Source organism: Dokdonia sp. PRO95 (assembly GCF_000355805.1).
Lineage (GTDB): Bacteria > Bacteroidota > Bacteroidia > Flavobacteriales > Flavobacteriaceae > Dokdonia.
Map to the genome: position 1 here is coordinate 186273 of NZ_CM001837.1, position 22635 is coordinate 208907.

General features: G+C 37.8%; 20 protein-coding genes. 6 read left to right on the forward strand and 14 right to left on the reverse strand.

Going from position 1 to position 22635, the window contains the following annotated elements; all coding sequences use genetic code 11:
* Complete coding sequence (locus tag D017_RS00810) at positions 1-726, forward strand: head GIN domain-containing protein (protein ID WP_035334142.1); 726 nt, start codon at positions 1-3, stop codon at positions 724-726.
* Between the two features lie 72 nt (positions 727-798).
* On the opposite strand, the gene D017_RS00815 is transcribed toward D017_RS00810, so the two are convergent.
* The 9 genes from D017_RS00815 to D017_RS00855 form a co-directional block, all read right to left on the reverse strand.
* A complete protein-coding gene (locus tag D017_RS00815) occupies positions 799-1638 on the reverse strand; it encodes a DUF2807 domain-containing protein (RefSeq protein ID WP_081804613.1) in 840 nt (279 codons plus the stop codon).
* Between the two features lie 97 nt (positions 1639-1735).
* On the reverse strand, positions 1736-2794 hold the full coding sequence (locus D017_RS00820) for a hypothetical protein (RefSeq protein ID WP_152023837.1): 1059 nt from the start codon (positions 2792-2794) through the stop codon (positions 1736-1738).
* 66 nt (positions 2795-2860) lie between these two features.
* Positions 2861-3295 carry a large-conductance mechanosensitive channel protein MscL gene (mscL, locus tag D017_RS00825; protein ID WP_035334148.1) on the reverse strand — a complete coding sequence of 145 codons (435 nt, stop codon included), beginning with the start codon at positions 3293-3295 and terminating at the stop codon, positions 2861-2863.
* Positions 3296-3403: 108 nt separating this feature from the next.
* On the reverse strand, positions 3404-4720 hold the full coding sequence (locus tag D017_RS00830; RefSeq protein ID WP_035334149.1) for an MFS transporter: 1317 nt from the start codon (positions 4718-4720) through the stop codon (positions 3404-3406).
* A 63-nt stretch (positions 4721-4783) separates the two neighbouring features.
* Positions 4784-5605 carry a M48 family metallopeptidase gene (locus D017_RS00835; protein WP_051583757.1) on the reverse strand — a complete coding sequence of 274 codons (822 nt, stop codon included), beginning with the start codon at positions 5603-5605 and terminating at the stop codon, positions 4784-4786.
* 39 nt (positions 5606-5644) lie between these two features.
* A complete protein-coding gene (locus tag D017_RS00840) occupies positions 5645-8047 on the reverse strand; it encodes a glycoside hydrolase family 31 protein (protein WP_035334151.1) in 2403 nt (800 codons plus the stop codon).
* 310 nt (positions 8048-8357) lie between these two features.
* On the reverse strand, positions 8358-10271 hold the full coding sequence (gene glgB / locus D017_RS00845) for a 1,4-alpha-glucan branching protein GlgB (RefSeq protein ID WP_035334152.1): 1914 nt from the start codon (positions 10269-10271) through the stop codon (positions 8358-8360).
* Entirely contained in the window at positions 10271-11539 is a 1269-nt protein-coding gene (locus D017_RS00850) for a glucose-1-phosphate adenylyltransferase (protein ID WP_035334154.1), read from the reverse strand. The genes glgB and D017_RS00850 overlap by 1 nt, the downstream gene beginning before the upstream one ends.
* 29 nt (positions 11540-11568) lie before the next feature.
* The gene (locus D017_RS00855) at positions 11569-12996 is read right to left on the reverse strand and encodes a glycogen synthase (RefSeq protein ID WP_035334156.1); all 1428 of its coding nucleotides are present in this window, start codon (positions 12994-12996) and stop codon (positions 11569-11571) included.
* 298 nt (positions 12997-13294) lie between these two features.
* Between D017_RS00855 and msrB (D017_RS00860) the strand changes: the two genes are divergently transcribed.
* The 4 genes from msrB (D017_RS00860) to D017_RS00875 all read left to right on the forward strand — a co-directional run bounded on the left by msrB (D017_RS00860) (position 13295) and on the right by D017_RS00875 (position 17076).
* Positions 13295-13774 carry a peptide-methionine (R)-S-oxide reductase MsrB gene (msrB, locus tag D017_RS00860; RefSeq protein ID WP_035334157.1) on the forward strand — a complete coding sequence of 160 codons (480 nt, stop codon included), beginning with the start codon at positions 13295-13297 and terminating at the stop codon, positions 13772-13774.
* Position 13775: 1 nt separating this feature from the next.
* Entirely contained in the window at positions 13776-14165 is a 390-nt protein-coding gene (gene msrB, locus D017_RS00865) for a peptide-methionine (R)-S-oxide reductase MsrB (RefSeq protein ID WP_035334159.1), read from the forward strand.
* Between the two features lie 131 nt (positions 14166-14296).
* Positions 14297-15673 carry a dihydrolipoyl dehydrogenase gene (gene lpdA / locus D017_RS00870; protein ID WP_035334160.1) on the forward strand — a complete coding sequence of 459 codons (1377 nt, stop codon included), beginning with the start codon at positions 14297-14299 and terminating at the stop codon, positions 15671-15673.
* 110 nt (positions 15674-15783) lie between these two features.
* Positions 15784-17076, forward strand: coding sequence for an ectonucleotide pyrophosphatase/phosphodiesterase (locus D017_RS00875; protein ID WP_225969318.1), 1293 nt, complete (start codon positions 15784-15786; stop codon positions 17074-17076).
* 29 nt (positions 17077-17105) lie between these two features.
* Here the strand turns inward: D017_RS00875 and aroQ are convergent, their stop codons facing one another.
* Together aroQ and D017_RS00885 are read right to left on the reverse strand one after the other, a co-directional pair.
* On the reverse strand, positions 17106-17528 hold the full coding sequence (gene aroQ / locus D017_RS00880) for a type II 3-dehydroquinate dehydratase (RefSeq protein ID WP_035337767.1): 423 nt from the start codon (positions 17526-17528) through the stop codon (positions 17106-17108).
* Positions 17529-17638: 110 nt separating this feature from the next.
* Entirely contained in the window at positions 17639-18247 is a 609-nt protein-coding gene (locus tag D017_RS00885; protein ID WP_035334164.1) for a porin family protein, read from the reverse strand.
* Between the two features lie 123 nt (positions 18248-18370).
* Here D017_RS00885 and xerD point away from each other — a divergent pair, with 123 nt between their 5' ends.
* Positions 18371-19273, forward strand: coding sequence for a site-specific tyrosine recombinase XerD (gene xerD, locus D017_RS00890; protein ID WP_035334166.1), 903 nt, complete (start codon positions 18371-18373; stop codon positions 19271-19273).
* A 36-nt stretch (positions 19274-19309) separates the two neighbouring features.
* On the opposite strand, the gene D017_RS00895 is transcribed toward xerD, so the two are convergent.
* The 3 genes from D017_RS00895 to D017_RS00905 form a co-directional block, all read right to left on the reverse strand.
* Positions 19310-20620: a M24 family metallopeptidase gene (locus D017_RS00895; RefSeq protein WP_035334168.1), complete on the reverse strand. Its 1311-nt coding sequence runs from the start codon at positions 20618-20620 to the stop codon at positions 19310-19312.
* Between the two features lie 92 nt (positions 20621-20712).
* Positions 20713-21198: a hypothetical protein gene (locus D017_RS00900; RefSeq protein ID WP_035334170.1), complete on the reverse strand. Its 486-nt coding sequence runs from the start codon at positions 21196-21198 to the stop codon at positions 20713-20715.
* A 284-nt stretch (positions 21199-21482) separates the two neighbouring features.
* A complete protein-coding gene (locus D017_RS00905) occupies positions 21483-22577 on the reverse strand; it encodes an AMP-binding protein (RefSeq protein ID WP_035334172.1) in 1095 nt (364 codons plus the stop codon).
* Between the last annotated feature and the right edge of the window lie 58 nt (positions 22578-22635).

Here is a 22635-nt window from a genome sequence, read left to right on the forward strand (position 1 = left end):
ATGAAAAAATTAATCGCACTCAGTTTTATTCTTTTAGTAAGTACACAAATCCATGCGCAATGGTGGGGAAAGGGAGTAAAAGGTAATGGTCAAGAAGAAACCGAAACACGCAACGTGGGTGAATATGACGAGATAAGCATTGCAGGTTTCTTTGACGTGACACTTGTTGCAGGTAATGAAGGAGAAATCACATTACAAGGAGAAAGTAACTTACTAGATTATGTTGAAACAGAAGTAAACGGCGATAGACTTACTATCAAAGTTCAAAACAAACAAAATCTAAAGACGAGCTACGGAAAGGATATTAAAATTAAAATCCCTTTTAGAGATTTAGATCGTGTATCATTATCAGGATCTGGGGAGATTATGAGTGATGATGTAATCAAAGCAAATACTTTTGAGGTTTCTGTCTCAGGTTCTGGAGATGTTGCTCTTATTGTGGAGGCAAATCGCACAGAGAGTCGCGTTACAGGATCTGGTGATCTTATTCTCAAAGGCTACACAAAAGACCATACTGTAAAAGTTACTGGATCTGGTGATATAGAAGCAGGACGTTTTAAAGCAGAAATGGTAGATGCTCAGGTAACTGGATCTGGTGACATACGCGTAGCTTGTGAAAAAAGTATCAAAGCCCGTGTAACTGGGTCTGGAGATATTGAGTATCTGGGTAATCCAACAAAGCAAGACACTAAGGTTTCTGGATCTGGAGATATTACAAGAGGATAGTTTTTAAACTCTTCTTTATAACAAAAAAATGCCCTCTTATTAGGGCATTTTTTATTGACTTATGGAATACAACTATTCCTCTTTCTTTAAGATTTTTGAAGTTCCTGTAAAACGTTCTATCGTTAATTTAGGTTCACCATATACTTGAAGTTGTGCTTTATCTGCAAGATCTACAACAATCTCTTGATCTGCAGTTACAATTGTTGTTGTGCTTCCTACGCCTATTACATTAATCACATCTGTATTAAAAGTTTGAGCTCTACACTCTGCATTATCTTTTAAATCCAGCGTTACCGTTTGAGCATTTCCCATTAACTCTAGGTCTGTTCTTTCAGATGCCGAGAGCGTGAATTTTTTAGTGTTGATATCTGCTTTCGCGAAAGCGTTATCTGTAACACTCACAGTCAGATCATCTCCCATATAATCCATCTCTATTTTTGAATTTGAATTTGCCGTTATGGTAGCTTGGGTTGCTTTTATCTCCCCTTGAAACTGGCTATCATCTAGAAAGTTTCCTGTAAAAGAATCTGCTTTAAGAATGGATTGCGCTTTCACTTTACTCTTAGCATCTAGACTTACAGAATTGAGCGTAACAAAACGCACGGTAATATTAAGACGTTTTGCACTTCTGATATCTTTTCTAGCCGAAACTAACAATAGACTATCACGCACATCAAAGCTTATGAGTTCTATAAGGTTATCATCCATCTCAAGATCATAGCCTGGTTGAGAATCTGCTATAAGTGTTACTTCTAGACCATCTGTTACTTTAATATCTGTAAATGGGCGTAATACTTCAGATACATCTTTCACATTTCTACTTCCTTTTACTCGCTCCCTTTGAGCGCATACAGTCGCAGTCACAAACATGAGCATAGCAATAGCTATACCTTTCATATATATTTTTTTCATAGAATTAAATGTACAATAAATGAGCCATCATTAATAATAACACATAAAAAAAGCATCTGATTACAGATGCTCTTTAAAATAATGTCGTTTATAGATATTAATAGACAATGTTAATCACTCCATCTACTGTGAGTACTTCTTCGTCATCTGGATTTGTAAAGGCTCCAGAAAAAGTTCCTACGATTGTAGTACCATCGTTTGCAGTGATATTATTTACAAATGGAGTCGTCGCTTCTATAGATGGTGTGTGCACAACACCATCTTTAGTTATAATTGTGTTTTGCATCACACTATCTCCCGTTTGTTCTAGCACGATGTCAAATCTAAAAGTATCTCCCGTATCCATGTCTGTGCTCACTACACTTAGCAAAGAGCCACTTATAGAAACATTCGTTGTATTAAAGTTTATAAAATCGCCTCCTACGGTTCCTTGTACAAAGCCATCTCGCGCTGGCGACGAGCAATCTCCTAAGTCTTCTAGAATAGCTGTAAGACTTCCATCTTCGTCTCCACATGCAGCTATTTCTTCTTCTAATGCTGCCGTATAGATTTGACATGCAGCTATCAATGCATCTTCATCCTCTGTATCTACCGCATTAAATTCTTCTTGCGCTACTAACGCAGCTTCTTGTGCAGCGGCACAATCACCTCCACAGTTTAGAGAATCAATAGTCAATTGGATATTACCATCTGCATCACCGCAGGCAGCTATCTGAGCAGATAAGGCGTTGCTATATGCAACACAAAGCTGCTCTTCATTATCACTACTAGCATTACTAAAAGCTGCTAAAGCAACGTTTGTGGCTACTCTAGCTTGTAAACACGGGTCTGCTGTTGAGCAGTCGCCTAGACTTGTAAGCATTGATTGTAGTTCCCCAGAGGAGTCTCCACAAACTGCAATAGTTGCCTGCAGGGCTATCGAGTATGCTTCACATGCTTGAGCATAATTTGAAGCAGTTGCTCCAGAAAATGTAGCCTGCGTTACAGCCAGAACATCAAACGCTGTCTGACATTCTTCACTATCGGGATCTATCGCATCAGGATCAGAGCCATCACCTGTAACGCTAAAAACTCCTTCTAGAGGTTCGTCATCACAAGAGGTCACCGTCACGGCAATCATCATTATAAATAAAAATAAAACGTGTAGTTTTTTCATCGTAGTAGGAATTTCTAAATCTGAAACACAAACATAATCAAATTATTGGACTGTTTTGTGCTTAGGTTATGAGCCATTGCGAGCCTTTAGCAACTTATTTTGCTCTTGCATAAGATGTTCAATATTTGAAAGGAGCTCAATATTTTTAGGAGTTTTTTCTTCTGTATTTTTAGGATCTTCTGCTTTATCCTTAAATCTATTTATTCCTTTAATCACTACAAAAATGGTAATTGCGATTACCAAAAAATCTATGGACACCTCAATAAGCTCTCCATAACCTATTGCTATCTCTGTCACTTCCCCTTCGGCTGCACGTAAAAGGTATTTTCTATCGGATAGGTTTATACCATCTGTAAGTAACGAAAGTGGTGGCATCACTACTTTTTTTACAATAGTATTTACCACATTATTAAAAGCAGTGCCTATAATAATACCTACTGCCATGTCAATCATGTTACCCTTAATCGCAAAATTTTTGAATTCTTGAATAAATCCAGCCATAACTATCTCTTATATGCCGTAGCAACTTAAATATTGAATAATAAATTTTAAAGAAACCCAATCTACTTGTAATAGCGGGATTTTTTTACGCTTTCGCGAAAGCGTAACCTACGTAATTACCGTTCTGTCTTTAGGCACTCGAAGTAATAGTAAGACACCTGCTGCAAAAAATAAAATTAAAAACACAATCGAATAGCGCATGCTTCCAGTAAGTTCCTCTATGAAACCATATAGAAACATACCGATGATGATCCCTATTTTCTCGGCAACATCATAAAAGCTGAAGTATGAGGTGGTGTCCTCTGTTTCTGGTAAAAACTTAGCATAGGTAGATCGTGATAGTGATTGTATACCACCCATTACTAAACCTACAAACCCAGCAGTAATGTAAAATTGGAACGGCGTATACACAAAGTATGCCCAGCCACAAATTACGATCCAAATAATATTAATAATTACCAGTGCCTTTATATTACCCACACGCGCCGAAAGTTTTGAAGTAAGTATAGCTCCCAGCACTGCTACAAGTTGTATTAAAAGTATACTCACAATTAATCCCGTCGTGCGCTCGCTATCACTACCCCACTCTAGTTCTTGCTCTCCAAAATATGCTGCAGCAAGCATCACTGTCTGTACGGCCATACTGTATACAAAAAAGGCGATAAGATACTTTTTAAGACGTAGTTGGTCTTGCATAGACGACCAAATAGCTCTTAACTCCTTAAAGCCATTAAAGAATACATCTTTGGTAAGCTTTCCTTGTGCTTGATTTCCTTGAGGCAAATAGGCGTAGGTATACTGACTAAAACCTATCCACCAGACTCCAGTAAGAACAAATGATAAACGTGTGGGGAAACCTTCGTCTTCAAAACCAAATGTTTCATACCCAAGTATCATTGCTAGACAAACTACAAGTAGCAGCACGCTCCCTATGTACCCTAGGGAATATCCCTTTGCACTTATCTTATCATGCTGCTCCGGATGCGCAATATCTGGCAAGTATGAATTGTAAAAAACTAGACTTCCCCAGAAACCTATAAGTCCCAATGCGTATAACGTAAGACTCAAGTATATATGCTCAAGGCTAAACCAGTATAAACCTATTGTAGAGAAAGCTCCTAGATAGCAAAAGAGTTTTAAAAAGAATTTCTTATTGCCCAGATAATCTGCCACTCCAGAGAGAATAGGAGAAATAATAGCTACTATTAAAAAGGCAACCGCTGTGGTATAAAATATAAGCGGGCTACGACGCAGCATCATCCCAAAAACTTCAATCTCTTCTATACCGGCTCCTCTAAAAAGAGCTCCATAAAATAATGGAAATATAGCAGATGCAATGACAAGACTGTAGGTGGAGTTTGCCCAGTCATAAAATGCCCAAGCATTTAATAATTTCTTGTCACCTTTTTTGAGTTGTTCTTTCATAGCACTAAAATAAAAAAGCTGTGCGAGTGCACAGCTTTTTAAACTATATATTATTGTAATTTCTTATTTGAAGCTCGTCACGCCAAATTTTGCAGCTTCTGCTCTGGCCATTGGCGCTTTGGCAGTAAGATTTGCAATACGACTATCTGATGATGGGTGCGTACTCATAATCTGTGGTGGTGCTTCACCTCCACTTGCAGCTTTCATACGTTTCCATAACTCTGCTGCTTCATCAGGGTTGTATCCAGCTATAGCAGCGATTACAATACCTATCTCGTCTGCTTGAGTTTCATGGCTACGTGAGAAAGGAAGCATCCCTCCTACTTGTGAACCTATACCATAAAGTTGCATGATTTGCTGCTGCTTTGCTTGATCTTGACCTCCTACCGCAATAGCAGTGGCAACACCTCCATATTGTTGTAATTGTGCAGCACTCATACGTTGTGCACCGTGATCTGCAAGTGCGTGAGCAAGCTCATGTCCCATTACCATGGCAAGTCCAGTTTCAGATTGAGTAATTGGTAAAATCCCAGTGTACACTACAATCTTTCCTCCTGGCATACACCAGGCATTTACTGCTTCATCTTTTACTAGATTATATTCCCAGCGGTAATCTTGTAAATATCCAGGCTCTCCTAATGCCGTAAGGTAACGCTCTGCTGCTACGGCTATTTTTTCACCTACACGCTTTACCATATTAGCATCTGCTGTTCCAGTAATCACATTATTTTCAGATAGAAATGCGTCATACTGCTGGAATGCCATTGGAAATAACTGATCGTTACTTACAAAGTTAAGTGTCTTCTTGCCTGTAAACGGGCTTGTCTTACATGCACATACAAGAAGTAAAGTCATGATAAGAACAAATGTATTTTTAAGTTTCATAATGATGGTTTTAAATCAGAATATAAAAATACGCAAATGTTAAATACCGCTTAGGTGTAGCTCTGTGAAATCTTTCTTAATGATTAAAGCACAAGCTTTCGGGTCAAAATGCACATCTTCCATAGAAATCTCTTCATTATCTAACTCTATAGTCGTGATTTCAAACGGTAAACCTATTAAGTGTATTCTAAAAGTGTCATATGTAGTAATAAAGTCCCCACGTTTGTGCTGTTGTATAATCCAGTCTTTCTCTCTACCTACCATTTTGAAGGTGCGGTAACTGTAACGATCTTTTTTATAATCGTATCCATCTTGAGCATCTTCATATAATTTTGAAGCATTTTTACCTAGACCGTAGTACACCTCAAGTTCTACTTGCTCTATCTCAAGCTCTCCTACATATTGCTGTATAGGATACTTAGGTAAGATGGTTCCTTCTTTTACAAACAATGGCATCTCGTCAATATCTGCATCCACCCACTGCTCTTTACCTCCTTGTACAATTTGCTTAGTCCAGTAGTTATACCATTGTCCTCTAGGAACGTACATACGACGTCCTTTAGCATTTGGCTCTAGTATCGGACAAACTAGAATATGATGTCCAAAGATAAACTCGTCTGTACGATAATGCGTTTGCGCATCATCTTGATCAAAATATACAAGCGGCTTTAATAATGGCGTGCCTTTCTTGATATACTCATAAAACATAGTATATAAATAAGGTAATAATCTATAACGCAAGTTGATAAATTTACGAGCGATATCTGTCACACCTTCGTCAAAGGTCCACGGCTCTTGGTCTCCATGATGCCCAGAGGAGTGTGTACGGCAGAAAGGATGAAAAACTCCTAGCTGTATCCATCTAGCATAAAGCTCTCCCGTAGGTTGCTCTGCAAATCCTCCTATATCTGTACCTGTAAAACTCATCCCTGAGATACACATACGTTGCACTTGGATATTTGCTACCCATAAATGCTCCCAGCTAGCCACGTTATCACCCGTCCAAGAACTTGTGTAACGTTGCGCTCCTGAGTATGCAGACCTTGTGATTACAAAAGGACGTTTAGGATACGCAAATTTCTTCACTCCTTCATAAGTAGCGCGAGCCATTTGAGTACCGTAAATATTATGTGCTTTTAAGTGGCTACAAGGGTGCCCGTCGTAATTATGACGCACATCTGGAGGAAATGTTTTTCCTGGAACCTCCATCACTGCAGGCTCATTCATATCATTCCACACTCCTTTTACGCCTACATCTTGAATAAGCTCTTTGAATAAACCAGCCCACCAATCGCGTACCTCAGGGTTTGTATAATCAGGAAAATTACACTCTCCCGGCCATACTTTACCTTTCATAGCTGGACCATCTGCGCGTTTACAGAAGTAGTCATTTTCTACACCTTCATTATAAACCCAATAATCTTTATCTATTTTAATCCCTGGATCTATGATCACAATGGTTTTAAAACCATCATCTGCTAGTTCTTTTACCATTCTCTTAGGGTCAGGAAAATGATCTTTATTCCATGTAAAACATCTCCAGCCATCCATATAATCGATGTCTAGATAAATCCCATCACAAGGAATTTTGAGTTCGCGAAATTTACTTGCAATCTCCTTTACATTGCTTTCTGGAAAATAACTCCACTTGCACTGGTGATACCCCAGTGCCCATAACGGTGGCAACTCAGGAACTCCTGTAAGGTTTGTATAACTCGCTACCACATCTGGCATCTCAGGACCATAGATGAAGTAATAATTCATCTCACCTCCTTGAGCCCAAAAGCTTGTAACTCCCATACGCTCATGAGCAAAATCAAAATAAGTTTTAAAGGTGTTGTCAAAAAACACACCGTATGCCTTCTTTTGATGTAGCCCTATGTAAAAAGGGACGGCTTTATATATAGGATCTTGATCCTTTGCAAATGCATATTGATCTGTTGCCCAGTTATGTACTCGTTTTCCTCGTAAGTTAGAATGCATAGGCTTATCACCTAGCCCGTAATAGGACTCAGCATGCTGCGCCTTCTTACTCATCTTAACTATATTACCTCCATACTGGAAGCTCTCCTCATAGTGAAAACCTAATTCGTCTTCGTTTATGAGATTACCTTCTGTATCATAAATACTGGTCTGTAGGCTCTCTTTTTCAATACGTATATGAAGCTTTGCGGTGTTTACATGATAATAGTTATCATCATCTGTAAGCTCTAGATGATTGTAGCCACGAGGAGCATCTTCATCTATCGCATAAGAAAAGTCTGGCTCAAAAACGCCACCTGTTGCAAAGCGAAAACGTATCACACTATCTCGCAGCACAGTAAGTTCTAAAATCACCTCATTTGAGGTAGTAAAATATAAGATATCTGTCTCTTGTTTGACATCTACCACCTTTTTAGGAAATTGATTCCCTTTTTGCTCTAATTCGGTATTTACAATCATGGTAATTGTTATTTTACTCTCAAATAAACACTATATCGTGTAAAAATGAAGTTAATTCGTAATTAGTTATTAACGCTAACGTTTTCGTAAGCTCAGAAATGGTATTTATATGACTTTTAGAGGATTTAGAACACACAATCATTGCTCTTTATCTAGATCTTCATCCCGCTTTACATTACAATTCCTCATCGCGACTTGGGTCTGCTCTTGCGGGATTTTCATTACAATCGGGGTTATAGAGTCCCGCAAGTGTGCATTTATATAAGCCTCATTATTTTCTCTGTTTACCAAATTGAAATGTAGTCACTAACTACTTCTTCAATTCAAAAATCACTCCCGCCAAAGGCCCTATTTTCACCACCGCCGAGTGATCTTTTCCATTCCAAGAGGTTTGGGTAACATCTAATGCTTTGTTATGATAATCACCAGTACCAGCATACTTACTTGCGTCGCTGTTATATATTTCGCGTAAGCTTCCTTTAAAAGGTAACCCTATGCGATACTGAGGTTGGGGTGTAGGTGTCATATTAAACACACACACAACTACACTATTCTCATCATTGCCCCTTCTAATGTAACTTAGTACGGCATTTGTATTATCGTCATGTGCAATCCATTCAAAACCTTCTGGTTCAAATTGCTTCTCGTACAATGCTGGTGTACTTGTATACAGACCATTAATATCTTTAAAAGCACTTAGTGCTGCTTTGTGAATATCATATTCTAGCACGTACCAATCTAGTTGTTCTTGAAAATTCCACTCTGTACCTTGACCAAATTCGCTTCCCATAAATAGCAATTTCCCACCCGGATGCGTATACATATAGGTATACAGAAGACGAAGATTTGCAAAGCGTTGCCACTCATCACCAGGCATTCTACCTATAATAGAATTTTTACCATAAACCACCTCATCATGAGATAAGGGTAGCATAAAGTTTTCTGTAAAACCATAGGTCATTGAGAAGCTAATCTCATTGTGGTGATGATTTCTATAGATAGTATCTCTTTTAAAGTAAGCAAGGCTATCGTGCATCCATCCCATCATCCACTTCATCCCAAAACCTAAACCTCCTGAAAATACTGGCCTACTCACTGCTGGAAAATTAGTAGACTCCTCTGCAATGGTTTGAACATCTGGAAAACTAGCATACACCTCTGCATTAAGCTCCTTTAGAAACGAAATTACAGCGAGGTTTTCTCTCCCTCCTTGATCATTAGGCTCCCACTCGCCTTCTTCCCTACTATAATCGAGGTAAAGCATAGAAGCTACAGCATCTACTCTCAAGCCATCTACGTGATATTGCTCTAACCAGAAGAGCGCATTACTAATCAAGAAGCTTCTCACTTCACTACGTTCGTAATTGAATATAAGTGACTTCCAGTCGGGATGCCATCCTTTCTTTCTATCTGGGTGCTCGTAACAGGCTGTCCCATCAAAGTTACCAAGACCGTGCGCATCTTCTGGAAAATGAGAAGGTACCCAGTCTAAAATTACTCCAATGTCATTTTGATGCAACGCATCTATCAAAGTCATTAACTCCTCAGGATATCCAAATCGAGAGGTAGGCGCAAAATATCCTGTAATTTGATAACCCCAACTAGGATCATAGGGATGCTCCATTACTGGCATAAACTCCACATGTGTAAAGTTTAATTCTTTTACGTAAGCCACGAGTTCGCTGGCTAGTTCGGTATAACTAAGGCTGCGGTTTCTTTCTTCCTGCTTTCTTCTCCAACTCCCTAGGTGCATCTCATACACCGAGTAAGGTGCACTAAGACTATTATGCTTGTGGCGTTTTTTCATCCACGCACCATCCTTCCAGTTATGATTTGTTTTATAAACTACAGAAGCGGTTTGAGGTGGGTGCTCTGCTCGTCTCGCATACGGGTCTGCCTTTTCTGTAACAACACCGTTGTGGTTGGAGTGAATTTTGTATTTGTATACTTCACCATGAGATACTTTTGGGATAAAACCTTCCCAAATCCCGCTTCCATCCCATCGTACGTTGAGAATATGCTCGTCCTCATTCCAGTAATTAAAATTACCTACTACAGATACGCGTTTTGCACTAGGTGCCCATACGGAAAAATAAGTTCCATCTACACCGTCTACAGTTATGGCGTGACTACCCATTTTATCATGGAGACGGTAGTGTTTTCCTCCCTTAAAAAGGTCAATGTCAAATGCTGTAAATAAGCTATGTGCTATTACTTCTGCCATTAAATAGTTGTTCCTGACACTATAGTAGCTCCATTCTTTACAACCACGATGCCATCCCGCACTACATAAGTATCTGTTTCTACATCGTCTAGATGCTTTCCTCCAGTAATACGAACATCGTCACCTATTTTTGCATTTTTATCAATAATACAGTTAGTTATAAAACAGCGATCTCCTATACCTACGTGTGGGATTCCTTTATCACGAGCGGAGTTAATCTCTTCAAGATCTAAGAAGCGATTACTTCCCATCACGTAACAATTTTCTATAACTGTACCTTTACCTATACGTGATCGTATTCCTATGACAGAATTTGCAATACGACTACCATGTACGATACTACCCTCCGCTACTATAGATTTTTCAAGCGTTGTTCCAGAGATTTTTGTTGGTGGTAATACACGTGGTCTCGTTAAGATACTTTGCCCTTTATTAAATAAATTAAACTTAGGTATATCTGACGTTAGATCTATGTTTGCCTCAAAAAAGGAATCGATATTCCCTATATCTGTCCAATACCCTTCATAGGCATAACTAAGTACCTTATGGTTTTCTATAGATTGCGGAATAATCTCTTTTCCAAAATCCATGGTATCCGTCCCCTCTAGCAGATTAATCAATAAATCTTTATTAAAAATATAAATCCCCATAGATGCGAGATAGTGTTTACCCTCGCTCTTCATTGCTGGTGAAACTTCAGATTCCCATTCTGGAAGAAGTTCGGCAGCTGGTTTTTCTATGAAAGAGTCAATCATATTGTCATCTTTAGTTTTGAGAATACCAAACGATGTCGCGTCTTTTGCATTTACCGGCAGTGATGCAATACTTATCTCTGCTCCAGAAGCCTTATGAGCATCTAGCATTTCATTAAAATCCATCTGATATAATTGATCTCCAGAGAGTATCATAATATAATCAGACTCATAACCTTTAAAGTGGTGTAAACACTGTCTTACAGCATCTGCAGTGCCTTGAAACCAACCTTTATTTTCTGGAGTTTGCTCAGCTGCAAGAATATCTACAAATGCGTCAGAAAAATATGAAAATTGATAAGTGTGCTTAATATGCTTATTAAGGGAAGCCGAGTTAAACTGAGTTAACACAAACATCCTTTTAATATTGGAATTCAAACAATTTGAAATAGGAATATCTACTAGACGATATTTTCCTGCTATGGGAACTGCGGGTTTTGATCTTTGTGCTGTGAGTGGATATAATCTTGAGCCTTGACCGCCCCCTAATATTATTGCTAGTACTTCCTTATTCATGTTTGTGTTGCTTTTAGAGTTTGGTATTTTTATTTTTTTATGTTGACTTCCTTAGGTATCATTTCTTTATATAATGAGACATAGGTTTCTGCTGCGTTTTCCCAGCTGTGGTCTATCTCCATCATTTGTTTTTGATTTGCACTAAAGGCTTTCTTATCCTTATAAAAAAGAGAAGCGCGCTCTATGCTGTATACAACATCCCATACAGAAGTTTGATCATGACAAATACCATGACCGCCATCCCCTATATCTATAACTGTATCTTTTAACCCTCCAGTGCGTCGCACAATAGGCATACAACCATATCTTAAGCTATATAACTGATTTAAACCGCAAGGTTCAACCCTACTAGGCATTAAAAGAAAATCTGCTCCAGCATATACTTGATGTGACATCCTTTCTTCATAACCTATATGAGCATTATATCTTCCTTTATACTTGGTCTTAAGTTCCTCTAGCTGGCGTTCTACTTCTTGCGAGCCGCTCCCTAATAAAATGATATTAATATCATGCTGTTTTAAAGCAGTATCAATAATCTCAGGTAATAAATCTGCTCCTTTCTCCCAGACCAGCCTACCTATAAACCCGAAAAGTGGTTTTGAGGCGTCTAACCCAAACTCATCACAAATAGCCTTTTTATTAGCCTCACGGCCTTTAACTCTCGTTCTTATTGTATAATTTTTAATAAGGTAATCATCTGTAGCAGGGTTCCATGTTTCGGCATCAATACCGTTTAGAATCCCCACGCACTTTGATTTTTCGTCTCTAAGCAAGCCTTCTAGTCCATTTGCTTTTTCTTGTAATTCCACCATATATGATGGAGATACAGTATTCACTCGCCATGCACATTTAATAGCAGCAGCAAGTGGGTTTATATCACCGTACCAATCTAGGAGTCCTTTATCGCTTTCGCGAAAGCGTGGTAACATTCCAACCATATCGTGTGAGAAGTTACCTTGATACTGCGCATTATGTATAGAAAGTAAGGTAGGTACTTTCATAAGGCTATCAAACTCTGGGCAACGTTGCATCATAAAAGGTATAAATCCTGTATGATGATCATGGCAATGCATGATATCTAGTTTTTTCTTTAAACTTAACACCCATTGTAGCACTACTCGTTGAAAAGCAACAAAACGCAATGGATCATCTTCATATCCATATACCTTCCTTCTATCTGTAAGCTCTGTGATTCTGACTAAAAACAATGGAAAACCCAGCTCATTATCTACATCTATAACTTCGCCAAAATACGTTGTACCCTCTATGACTATGTTGTGAAAAAAGACTATAGAACCTGTCGCCCGTTCCACCCAGCTCGTTTTATAATACGGCATTATCACCGCAGCAGTATGACCTATGCGATTTTGATATTTTGGGAGAGCACCAACCACATCTGCTAGCCCGCCTACTTTTGCAACAGGATAACACTCGGCACTTACATGAAGAATATTCATAGTTTCAGGTAATTAGGTAATATCTTAAATGTAACTATTATTAAGAGTACAACTCTTTATGAGCTATTAAATATAGGTTAAATCATAAATAACTAAGCATGAATTATTCACATTTATAAGGTACAAAATCAAGGGATATCATAATTTATTAATAATATTATTACAATACATGACCAGCAGATGTATATTTTATGTCGTTATATACAAGTTTAAAATTGAGGATACCATGTCATTTTCACAATGCTTTAACGACCAAGTCTACAGTAATGAATTAACTTTACTTAAAAAGAAAATTGATATGAAAAGAATAATAGGAGTATTTGCTTTATTAAGCATTTTTACTAGTTGCACAGGGTCTGCTCAAGAGAGCAAAAAAGAAAGCTTTGAGGTTACAAAAACAGATGCGGAATGGAAAGCACAGCTAACCGAAGAACAATATTATGTATTGCGTTTAGAAGGTACAGAGCGACCTAACTCTAGCCCGCTCAATAATGTAAAAGAAGCGGGAACTTTTCACTGTGCTGCTTGTGACACACCGCTTTTTAAAACAAAAAATAAATTTGATAGTGGAACTGGCTGGCCTAGTTTTGACAGAGGTATAGAAGGAAATATAGCATATAGCTCTGATCGTAAACTTGGTTATACAAGAACCGAAGAGCATTGTGCTACATGTGGAGGACATCTAGGACACGTTTTTAACGACGGACCTAAAGAAACTACAGGAAAAAGACATTGTATTAATGGAGATGCACTCGTATTTGTGCCAGAATCAAAATAATATGAGTTACCCAATACAAAAAACGGAGGCAGAATGGCTCGAGGAGCTAGGCCCAGAACGTTATCGCATACTGAGAGAAAAAGGAACAGAACGCCCATTTACTGGAACTTATAATCTACACAACGAAGAAGGCGCTTACCATTGCGGTGCCTGTGACCAAAAGCTTTTTGAAAGCGCATCAAAATTTGACAGTGGTTGTGGATGGCCTAGTTTTGACGAGTCCATCCCAGGAACTGTAGAGTATGTACGTGACAAATCACTGGGAATGATAAGAACGGAAATTCTATGTTCTAATTGCGGTTCTCACTTAGGACACGTTTTTGACGATGGCCCTACTGCAAGCGGACAACGATACTGTGTAAATTCACTAAGTATAGATTTTGAAAAATAAGAATTACGCTTTCGCGAAAGCGTAAAAACAACAATTAAAACCGAAGCAAACACTTCGGTTTTTGTGTTTTATATATGACGGGATAATCCGTATTTTTGAACTACAATAATTAGACTTAAAAAAATCTAGATATGAGCAAATATGATGTAATCGTTTTAGGAAGTGGTCCAGGCGGATATGTAACAGCAATACGCGCAAGCCAGTTAGGCTTAAAAACTGCGGTTATTGAAAAAGAAAGCCTAGGAGGCGTTTGTTTAAACTGGGGTTGTATCCCTACAAAAGCCCTTCTTAAAAGTGCTCAGGTATTTGAATACTTAAATCACGCAGAAGACTATGGTCTTAAAGCAACAGGAGTAGAAAAAGACTTTACTGCAGTTGTAAAACGTAGTCGTGGAGTGGCAGAGGGAATGAGCAAAGGTGTTCAATTCTTAATGAAGAAAAATAAAATAGACGTTATAAACGGTTTCGGAAAGATCAAGCCTGGTAAAAAGGTAGATGTAGACGGTAAAGAATATAGCGCAAACCATATTATAATCGCAACGGGCGCTCGCTCACGTGAGTTACCTAATCTTAAGCAAGATGGTGAGACGGTAATAGGTTACCGTAAAGCGATGACACTTGAGAAGCAACCTAAATCTATGATTGTAGTAGGATCTGGAGCTATAGGTGTTGAGTTTGCTAGTTTTTATAACACAATGGGTACAGAAGTAACTATTGTAGAGTATTTACCAAACGTTGTTCCTGTAGAGGATGAAGATGTATCAAAACAATTTGAGCGTTCAATGAAGAAAGCTGGAATTAAAGTGATGACAAACTCTTCTGTAGAAAAAGTTGAAAAAACAAAGACTGGTGTAAAAGCTACGGTAAAGACTAAAAAAGGAGAAGAAATCCTTGAGGCTGATATCGTATTAAGTGCTGTAGGAATCAAAACTAATATTGAAAACATAGGCTTAGAGGATGTAGGTATCGTAACAGATAAAGACAAAATTATCGTTAATGATTTTTACCAAACTAACATGCCAGGTTACTATGCAATAGGAGATGTAACTCCTGGTCCTGCTCTTGCTCACGTAGCATCTGCAGAAGGAATTACTTGTGTAGAAAAAATTGCAGGTATGAACGTAGAAAAAATAGACTACGGCAACATACCAGGATGTACGTATGCAACTCCAGAAATCGCATCTGTAGGACTGACAGAAAAGCAAGCAAAAGAAGCTGGATACGAACTGAAAGTAGGTAAATTCCCTTTTTCTGCATCTGGTAAAGCAAGTGCTTCTGGAGCAAAAGATGGGTTTGTAAAAGTAATCTTTGATGCAAAATATGGTGAGTGGCTAGGATGTCACATGATAGGTGCAGGAGTTACAGATATGATTGCAGAAGCTGTCTTAGGACGTAAGCTTGAAACTACAGGTCACGAAGTATTAAAAACCATCCACCCACACCCTACAATGAGTGAGGCTGTGATGGAAGCAGTAGCAGATGCTTATGATGAAGTAATTCACCTATAAGAGCTACACTTTATTCATATGAAGTTTTTAGAAAATCCTGCCTTAGGCAGGATTTTCTGTTTTATAACCTCTCAAAATAGTTAGCTTTACTGTTGGTAATTAACAGCTGTATGATGAAACATTTTGATTTCTTTAAATTATTACATCTCTTTGTAATTTCCTTCATATTAGGGTCGTGTGGACCTGCTTCAAACGTAAATCGTTTTGCTCCACTTACTACAGTAAATACTGCAGAGTCTTTAAAAAAACCATACGTAATATTGATATCACTCGATGGTTTTAGACACGATTATGTAAATACTTATAACCCTCCTCATTTAAGTTCATTTATACAAGAAGGATCTCAAGCTGCTTCCTTGATACCATCTTTTCCCACAAAAACATTTCCTAATCACTACACGATTGCAACAGGAATGTATCCTGATAATCACGGCCTGCTTGCAAACTCATATTATAATTATGAAAAGAAAAAAACATACAGCATAGGTAATCGAGAGACCGTGGTAGATGGGTCTTTTTATAATGGAACTCCATTATGGGTAAATGCAAATAGTGAAGGTATGGTAACGGCTAGTTACTTTTTTGTTGGCACAGAAGCAGATATTCAAGGTGTACACCCTACTTACTATTATAATTACGATGGGAAAGCAACCAATCAAGAACGCGTAGATCAAGCAATAAAGTGGTTAGAAATGCCCGAACAAACAAGACCACATCTTATCACTCTATACTTCTCTGATATGGATGATACTGGACATCGTTACGGCCCAAACAGTAAAGAGAAACTAAAAGAAGCGCTTTTTAAACTAGATAGTACACTAGGAAATTTATTCAGTCGCGTTGATAACACGGGATTACCAGTAAATATTGTTATTACCTCAGACCATGGTATGGCAGAGCAATCTATTGAAAAACTCATTAGTACGGAGCCACTAATTAACGATGCGCTTTACAACATGATTGACAACGGTGTCATTCTCAATATACACCCTCATACTAGTGCGGAAACAGATAAAATTTTCAATAAATTAAAGAAACTAGAAAACAAATTCACGGTTTATAAAACCAAAGACACACCACATTTTGAGTATGTCCCAAAGAATAAAAACTGGGGACCCATACAAGTAATTCCTGATCATGGGTATTACTTTAGTTCAAGTAAGAGTATCGAAAGAAGAAAAACTGGAAACCAAGAAGTCTTTGGTGTACATGGGTTCACTCCTGCTTTAAAAGATATGCACGGTATTCTTTATGCAAAAGGTCCAGCGATAAACGCGGGAGGAAGATTACCTTCTGTAAAAAACATTCACGTATACCCTATGATATGTAAAATTCTAGGACTTTCTGTACCTAGTAATGTAGATGGCAAATTATCTTACTTAAGAGACATGCTTAGAGAATAACTGCTTTGCATAGCGGTTTAAAATCTCTTTTAATCCTTCATCAAAAAGTTCTCAATGGCGAGATCATAACTTCTAAGACCAAAACCTATAATTACCCCTTTTGCGTATTTTGACAAGTAAGAATGATGCCTAAACTCTTCTCTAGCAAATGTGTTTGAAATGTGAACTTCTATAACAGGTGTACTTATAGATGCTACGGCATCCCCTAATCCCACAGAGGTATGCGTATAAGCTGCACCATTTAAAATCACTCCATCAAATGTATCATTTGCTTCGTGCAATTTTGAAATGAGCTCTCCTTCTATATTACTTTGAAAATAGCTAAGCTCTGTATCCTTATATGCAAATTGAAGTTTTGTAAAATAGTCTTCAAATGTTTGAGTCCCATAAATTTCTGGTTCACGCTTACCGAGCATATTTAAATTTGGGCCATTAATTATAAGTAATTTCATAGGATATAGTTGTTGAGTACGCTTTCGCGAAAGCATAAAAATACAGATTTACAAGGCGTAAAAAAAGCGCCTACAGTGAGGCGCTTTTCACAATTCTTACTAATTAATTTCTAGAATGCAAATCCAGCTCCTAACATAAATACTCTATTACGAGCATCAAGGTCAAAACCTCCTAAATCTTCACTACTAAAAACGTCAGAAAGTCCTAGATTATAACGTGCGTTAAAAAATAAACCATTGTTAAGTTTATATCCTAAGCCACCTACAACAGCAAAGTCTACCGTGTTTATGGCATCGTTATTAAAGCTAATATCTCCAGAATCACCATCAGGATTAGAATCGATCTCGCTATTTACATTAAATCCTATTTGTGGCCCTACTTCCCCATAAAACCCATCTACAAAGTAGTACTTTGCAAGTACTGGCACATTAATATAATCTAGCTGAAACTCAACATCGTCTCCGTTATCAACACTCTGGATATCATACCCTTGACCCGAATAATAAACCTCCGGCTGTATTGAGAATTTCTCTGAGATAGGCACTTCTACAAATCCTCCAAAATGGAAACTTGTTCTTGCATCTGGATCATCAAAATCATCACCTCCTACGGTTGCAAAGTTAACTCCTCCCTTTGCCCCAAAAGACACCTCGTCTTGTGCTTGAACTGCTACAGTTCCAAATAAGGCTGCGATGGCTACTACTACTATTTTTTTCATGTTTGTGTTTGTGTTTGTTTTTAAATGTTATTCAAAGCTATCCATCATCCTGTTAAATGCGTGTTAGGCACTTTCTAAACTCTTGTTAATTGAGAATCCTTTAATAATTGTATTTTCACTTTCGTGAAATGGGAAACAGGCATATCAAACTATAAAAGCTACCTACGTATAGAACGTGGTCTCTCTGAGAACACTATAGACAATTATGCTCGAGACTTAAAGAAACTAACGCGCCATCTAGAGCAATTAGATAGTGCACAAGACCCTATTACTATATCTAAAGATGACATTCAAGATTTTATATATACCATAGCAAAGGAAGTACAAGCTAGATCACAAGCGCGTATCATCTCTGGACTTAAAGGTTTTTTTAATTACCTGATATTTGAAGATTATAGAAAAGATAATCCATTAGATCTTATAGAATCTCCTAGATTAGGTCGTAAACTTCCAGACACATTAGCTGAAGAGGAAATAGACGCTCTTATTTCCGCCATTAATCTCTCTACGCCTCAGGGAGAACGTAATCGCGCAATGCTAGAAACACTCTATTCTTGCGGACTTCGAGTAACAGAATTAATAAGCCTAAAACTTTCTGACTTATATTTTGAAGAAGGGTTTATAAATGTGATAGGTAAAGGAGACAAACAGCGCTTTGTCCCTATAAGTGAGCATACTCAAAAGTATATCGACATTTACCGTAATGAAATACGAACGCATATAGACGTCAAGCCAGAGCATGTAGATATTCTATTTTTAAATAGAAGAGGTCGCCAGCTCACACGTGCCATGATTTTTACAATCATAAAAGATCTCGCTGTAAAAGCTGGAATTAAGAAAAGTATTAGCCCGCATACGTTTCGTCACAGCTTTGCTACCCACCTTTTACAAAATGGCGCCGATTTGAGAAGTATTCAGCAAATGTTAGGTCACGAGAGCATCACAACTACCGAAATCTATATGCATGTAGACCGCAGTGATCTCGCTCGTGTGATGGAGAAATATCACCCTAGAAAGGACTCTTAGGGTTTTCTTTCAATTTTTCGCGAAAGCGTAACTATACTACTTTACAATAAGTATTTCCTCTTGTCTTCCTGAAACATACCTAAAGCCATCTTCACCCCAGAATCCTGCTTCCTCAAGCATAATTCTAATGTCTTTATTCCACTCCGGAATAGTTACTGTTGTATTAAGTTCTATAGCATATGCCGTGTTCTCGTAGAGTTTGTAATCTCCTGTACCTGGCACCCCTCCTTGAGAATCCCACATCCCGATCGTAGGGCCAGCGGCATGACCGTAGTGTCCAAGTGGATGCGTGTAAATAGACGGAACAAGACCTTCTGCTCTAGCCTCTTTTAATGATTTTAAAAGTATCTCATTACCTGTTTTACCTGTTTTAAAATTTGAGGCAAGCACATCTTGCACACGATTACCATCTGCAAAAGCCTTACTCAAGAATGCTGGCACTTCTTTCTCGTCATCCTTTAAAACGTATGCGTGTTGCTGGCAATCTGTATTGAGTCGTAAGTAAGTTATTCCAAAATCACAGTGTAGCAAGTCACCCTTCTGGATTACTTTACCTTCTGGTCTATTAGAAAATGATACTATATGACTCTCTAATTTTTCTTCAGATCGCTGGATATCAACTGTAGGGTGAAACCATGTTTCCAGTCCCATATCTGTAACTCGCTGGCGTAAGTACCACACCACATCATCTGTAGTTGTAACACCTGGGACAATCACTTTATAGCTAAAGGCATCCTTTATAATATCATGAGTCACATCTACTAGCTGTTCAAAATATTTCATTTCAAGTGCCGTGCGTGTTTCTAGCCATCCTACAGCTAGATTTTGTGCAGAGACTACTTTTGCTTGTTGGGCAGGAGATAATTTTGATATAAATGCCTCATAATCTGTCTTTACAATTCCATCTGCAAGACCAAAATTATCAGAATAATTAAGACCAATTTTTGAAGGGTTGCGCTCTTCTATAATCTCTAGAAGACGTGCCCATTGATCTGGTTGTTTTTCTTTATCCCATGCAGAGATGATATTCTTCCCTACGTTGTATCTAGCGACTGCTAGCTTTTCAATTGTGTTCTCTTCTTTATTTCTATAAAAAACTAATATGGTTCTTCTTCTCGCATTGAGCCAGGTAGAAGGAAGCATGGTTTTTATAACTGGATCTTCATTATACTCTCGAGAAATCACAACCCACATATCGATATCTGAGCGATCCATTAAAGTAGGTAACAGATTATCAAATCTATCTGCCAATACCTCATCGATTACATCTGCCCTATCGCGTTCTGTTAAAATCTGACCGTACATGCATGTAAATGGAAGTAGTAAAAGTAATAGTAATGCTTTCATAGTTAAGTTGCTAGTCCTTAAAAATACTAAAAACAAAAAAGAGTATTCAAATGAATACTCTTTTCTTATATATAAATTGCTGTATGACTATTTTATTTGTCACCTTTATTTTTGCGCTTTTTCTTGCGCTCTTTCTTTTGCTTTTTCACTTTCTTTTCTGCGTTTCCTGTCTCTTCTTCAATAATAAGTCTTTCTACTTGCTCTTCTGGAAGGAAATCATCAAGTAAAGATTTGAACTCTTTTTTTTGTGCTTCTACGCTCTTTTTACGCTCTTCTAGAGGAGACTCTTCATCAAATTGGATTTGAATTAGTTTTGTATAATGATCTTTCAAATAGCTTTTCAAAACCTCCTTTGTAAATACGTCGAGTCCTAAAAGTTCTTCGTACATATTTGCTCTTTCTATACTTAAAATGTTGGCATCTGGCTTTTCATTATACGACGCTGCTACTCCGGGTGTAGATGGAACTAAACGCCTACCTCTACCACTAAAATTAGTGCCGCTTTGACCTCCAAATCCTTGAGCCTCTACACTCACTAGGCACAACATCATTACTGCTACTATAAAATATCTCATCATCTCGACTATCAGTTTTTGCAAATATGCATAATTATTTTGTGATTACTCGTATCCAATAATGATGCCTAAAATCATAAATCCTTAATTACATAAGGATTTCTAGCAACATCGTTGATGTATTCAAAGTAATGGCACTGCCTAAATTATTTATGCTATTTGCTTTTTTGCCCTCTGTTATTGAAATGAAAAACTTCTGATTTAGGTTTATAGATAAAGCCCCCTTATCAAAAATTAAGATAAGCTAGTGTGGGTATTTACGCTTTCGCGAAAGCGTAGCCTCAAACCTATAAACTATTTAAATACTCTTTTAAGGTTTGACCCCGTTGAATTTTACCTGTTGCTGTGCGCTTAAAGGAAGTTAAAGAAACTGCTATTTTAGGAAGTTCAAAAGGACCAAAATCCTTTATATCAGTAACATGCTCTTTAATAAAAAGAGGTTCTTCTTGCTCTACAAATAACGTTAATTGCTCTCCCAGCAATTGATCTGGGACTCCAGCGACAAAGTATGGAACGTGGATATATGGCGCCAACTTAGCTTCTATTTGTTCTGGAAACAATTTTACTCCACCACTATTTATCACATTATCAATACGACCTAGCCAGATAAACTTTTTATAGGTTATGAGCTTTACAAGGTCATTTGTAATCACTGGGTCTGAGCTTACTTTAGGAGCCTTTATAACAAGGCAGTCTCTGCTATCTGTATCTACCGTGACTTTATCTAGCAATTTAAAAGGAATAATTCCTTCTTTATTTTTTTTAGGATTAACCCTCCTCGCTGCAATATGAGTAACGGTTTCAGTCATTCCATAGGTTTCATAAACCTTGGTTTTTAGACCCTGCAGCCTTAAAGAAAGTGCTGGTGATATTGCACCTCCTCCTACAATGAGCTTAGAAAGTAAGTGTAATCTTGATAGTGAATTATCAAGCTGAAAAGGTGTCATCGCACAAAAATCATACGTTCTATACACAGCATCCAGCGGATTGGATTTTGGTTGCGCCATATCTATACGCCATCCCAATGTCATCGCCCTCACAAGCATCATTTTACCAGCGATGTAATGCGCAGGAAGACACAACAATGCCGTTGTCTTTTCAAAAACATTAAAATGTTTTGCTGTTGCCTTTGCACTATTAATCATGTGCTTCTTGTTTATTTTAATAGGCTTAGGTGTTCCTGTAGATCCAGATGTATGTACTGTCACATACTTCTTAGCATCTAGCCATTCTAAGATAAACTCACCTACAGATTCTTCATAAGGCTCACCTTCTTTAATAAAGGTGTGCGCTTGCTCCTTTAATGAAGCAATAGTAAATGAAGCGCCGTTAAGCTTAAATTTAGGATGTAAGCGCGTATATTTTTCAACAAGCTCCGTCATATATTTTAAATATACGGGTTCCGTGTAAGATTAATATTAAGCAAACGTAAAATGTATG

Bases quoted from the DNA above. Each gene is read 5' to 3' on its own strand.
- D017_RS00820 (WP_152023837.1), bottom strand. From the start codon at position 2,794: ATGAAAAAACTACACGTTTTATTTTTATTTATAATGATGATTGCCGTG.
- D017_RS00895 (WP_035334168.1), bottom strand. From the start codon at position 20,620: ATGAAAGCATTACTATTACTTTTACTACTTCCATTTACATGCATGTAC.
- msrB (WP_035334159.1), top strand. From the start codon at position 13,776: ATGAGTTACCCAATACAAAAAACGGAGGCAGAATGGCTCGAGGAGCTA.
- D017_RS00840 (WP_035334151.1), bottom strand. From the start codon at position 8,047: ATGATTGTAAATACCGAATTAGAGCAAAAAGGGAATCAATTTCCTAAA.
- D017_RS00830 (WP_035334149.1), bottom strand. From the start codon at position 4,720: ATGAAAGAACAACTCAAAAAAGGTGACAAGAAATTATTAAATGCTTGG.
- D017_RS00810 (WP_035334142.1), top strand. From the start codon at position 1: ATGAAAAAATTAATCGCACTCAGTTTTATTCTTTTAGTAAGTACACAA.
- glgB (WP_035334152.1), bottom strand. From the start codon at position 10,271: ATGGCAGAAGTAATAGCACATAGCTTATTTACAGCATTTGACATTGAC.
- D017_RS00850 (WP_035334154.1), bottom strand. From the start codon at position 11,539: ATGAATAAGGAAGTACTAGCAATAATATTAGGGGGCGGTCAAGGCTCA.
- D017_RS00905 (WP_035334172.1), bottom strand. From the start codon at position 22,577: ATGACGGAGCTTGTTGAAAAATATACGCGCTTACATCCTAAATTTAAG.
- msrB (WP_035334157.1), top strand. From the start codon at position 13,295: ATGAAAAGAATAATAGGAGTATTTGCTTTATTAAGCATTTTTACTAGT.
- D017_RS00875 (WP_225969318.1), top strand. From the start codon at position 15,784: ATGATGAAACATTTTGATTTCTTTAAATTATTACATCTCTTTGTAATT.
- D017_RS00835 (WP_051583757.1), bottom strand. From the start codon at position 5,605: ATGAAACTTAAAAATACATTTGTTCTTATCATGACTTTACTTCTTGTA.
- D017_RS00900 (WP_035334170.1), bottom strand. From the start codon at position 21,198: ATGATGAGATATTTTATAGTAGCAGTAATGATGTTGTGCCTAGTGAGT.
- lpdA (WP_035334160.1), top strand. From the start codon at position 14,297: ATGAGCAAATATGATGTAATCGTTTTAGGAAGTGGTCCAGGCGGATAT.
- mscL (WP_035334148.1), bottom strand. From the start codon at position 3,295: ATGGCTGGATTTATTCAAGAATTCAAAAATTTTGCGATTAAGGGTAAC.
- D017_RS00815 (WP_081804613.1), bottom strand. From the start codon at position 1,638: ATGAAAAAAATATATATGAAAGGTATAGCTATTGCTATGCTCATGTTT.
- D017_RS00885 (WP_035334164.1), bottom strand. From the start codon at position 18,247: ATGAAAAAAATAGTAGTAGTAGCCATCGCAGCCTTATTTGGAACTGTA.
- aroQ (WP_035337767.1), bottom strand. From the start codon at position 17,528: ATGAAATTACTTATAATTAATGGCCCAAATTTAAATATGCTCGGTAAG.
- D017_RS00855 (WP_035334156.1), bottom strand. From the start codon at position 12,996: ATGAATATTCTTCATGTAAGTGCCGAGTGTTATCCTGTTGCAAAAGTA.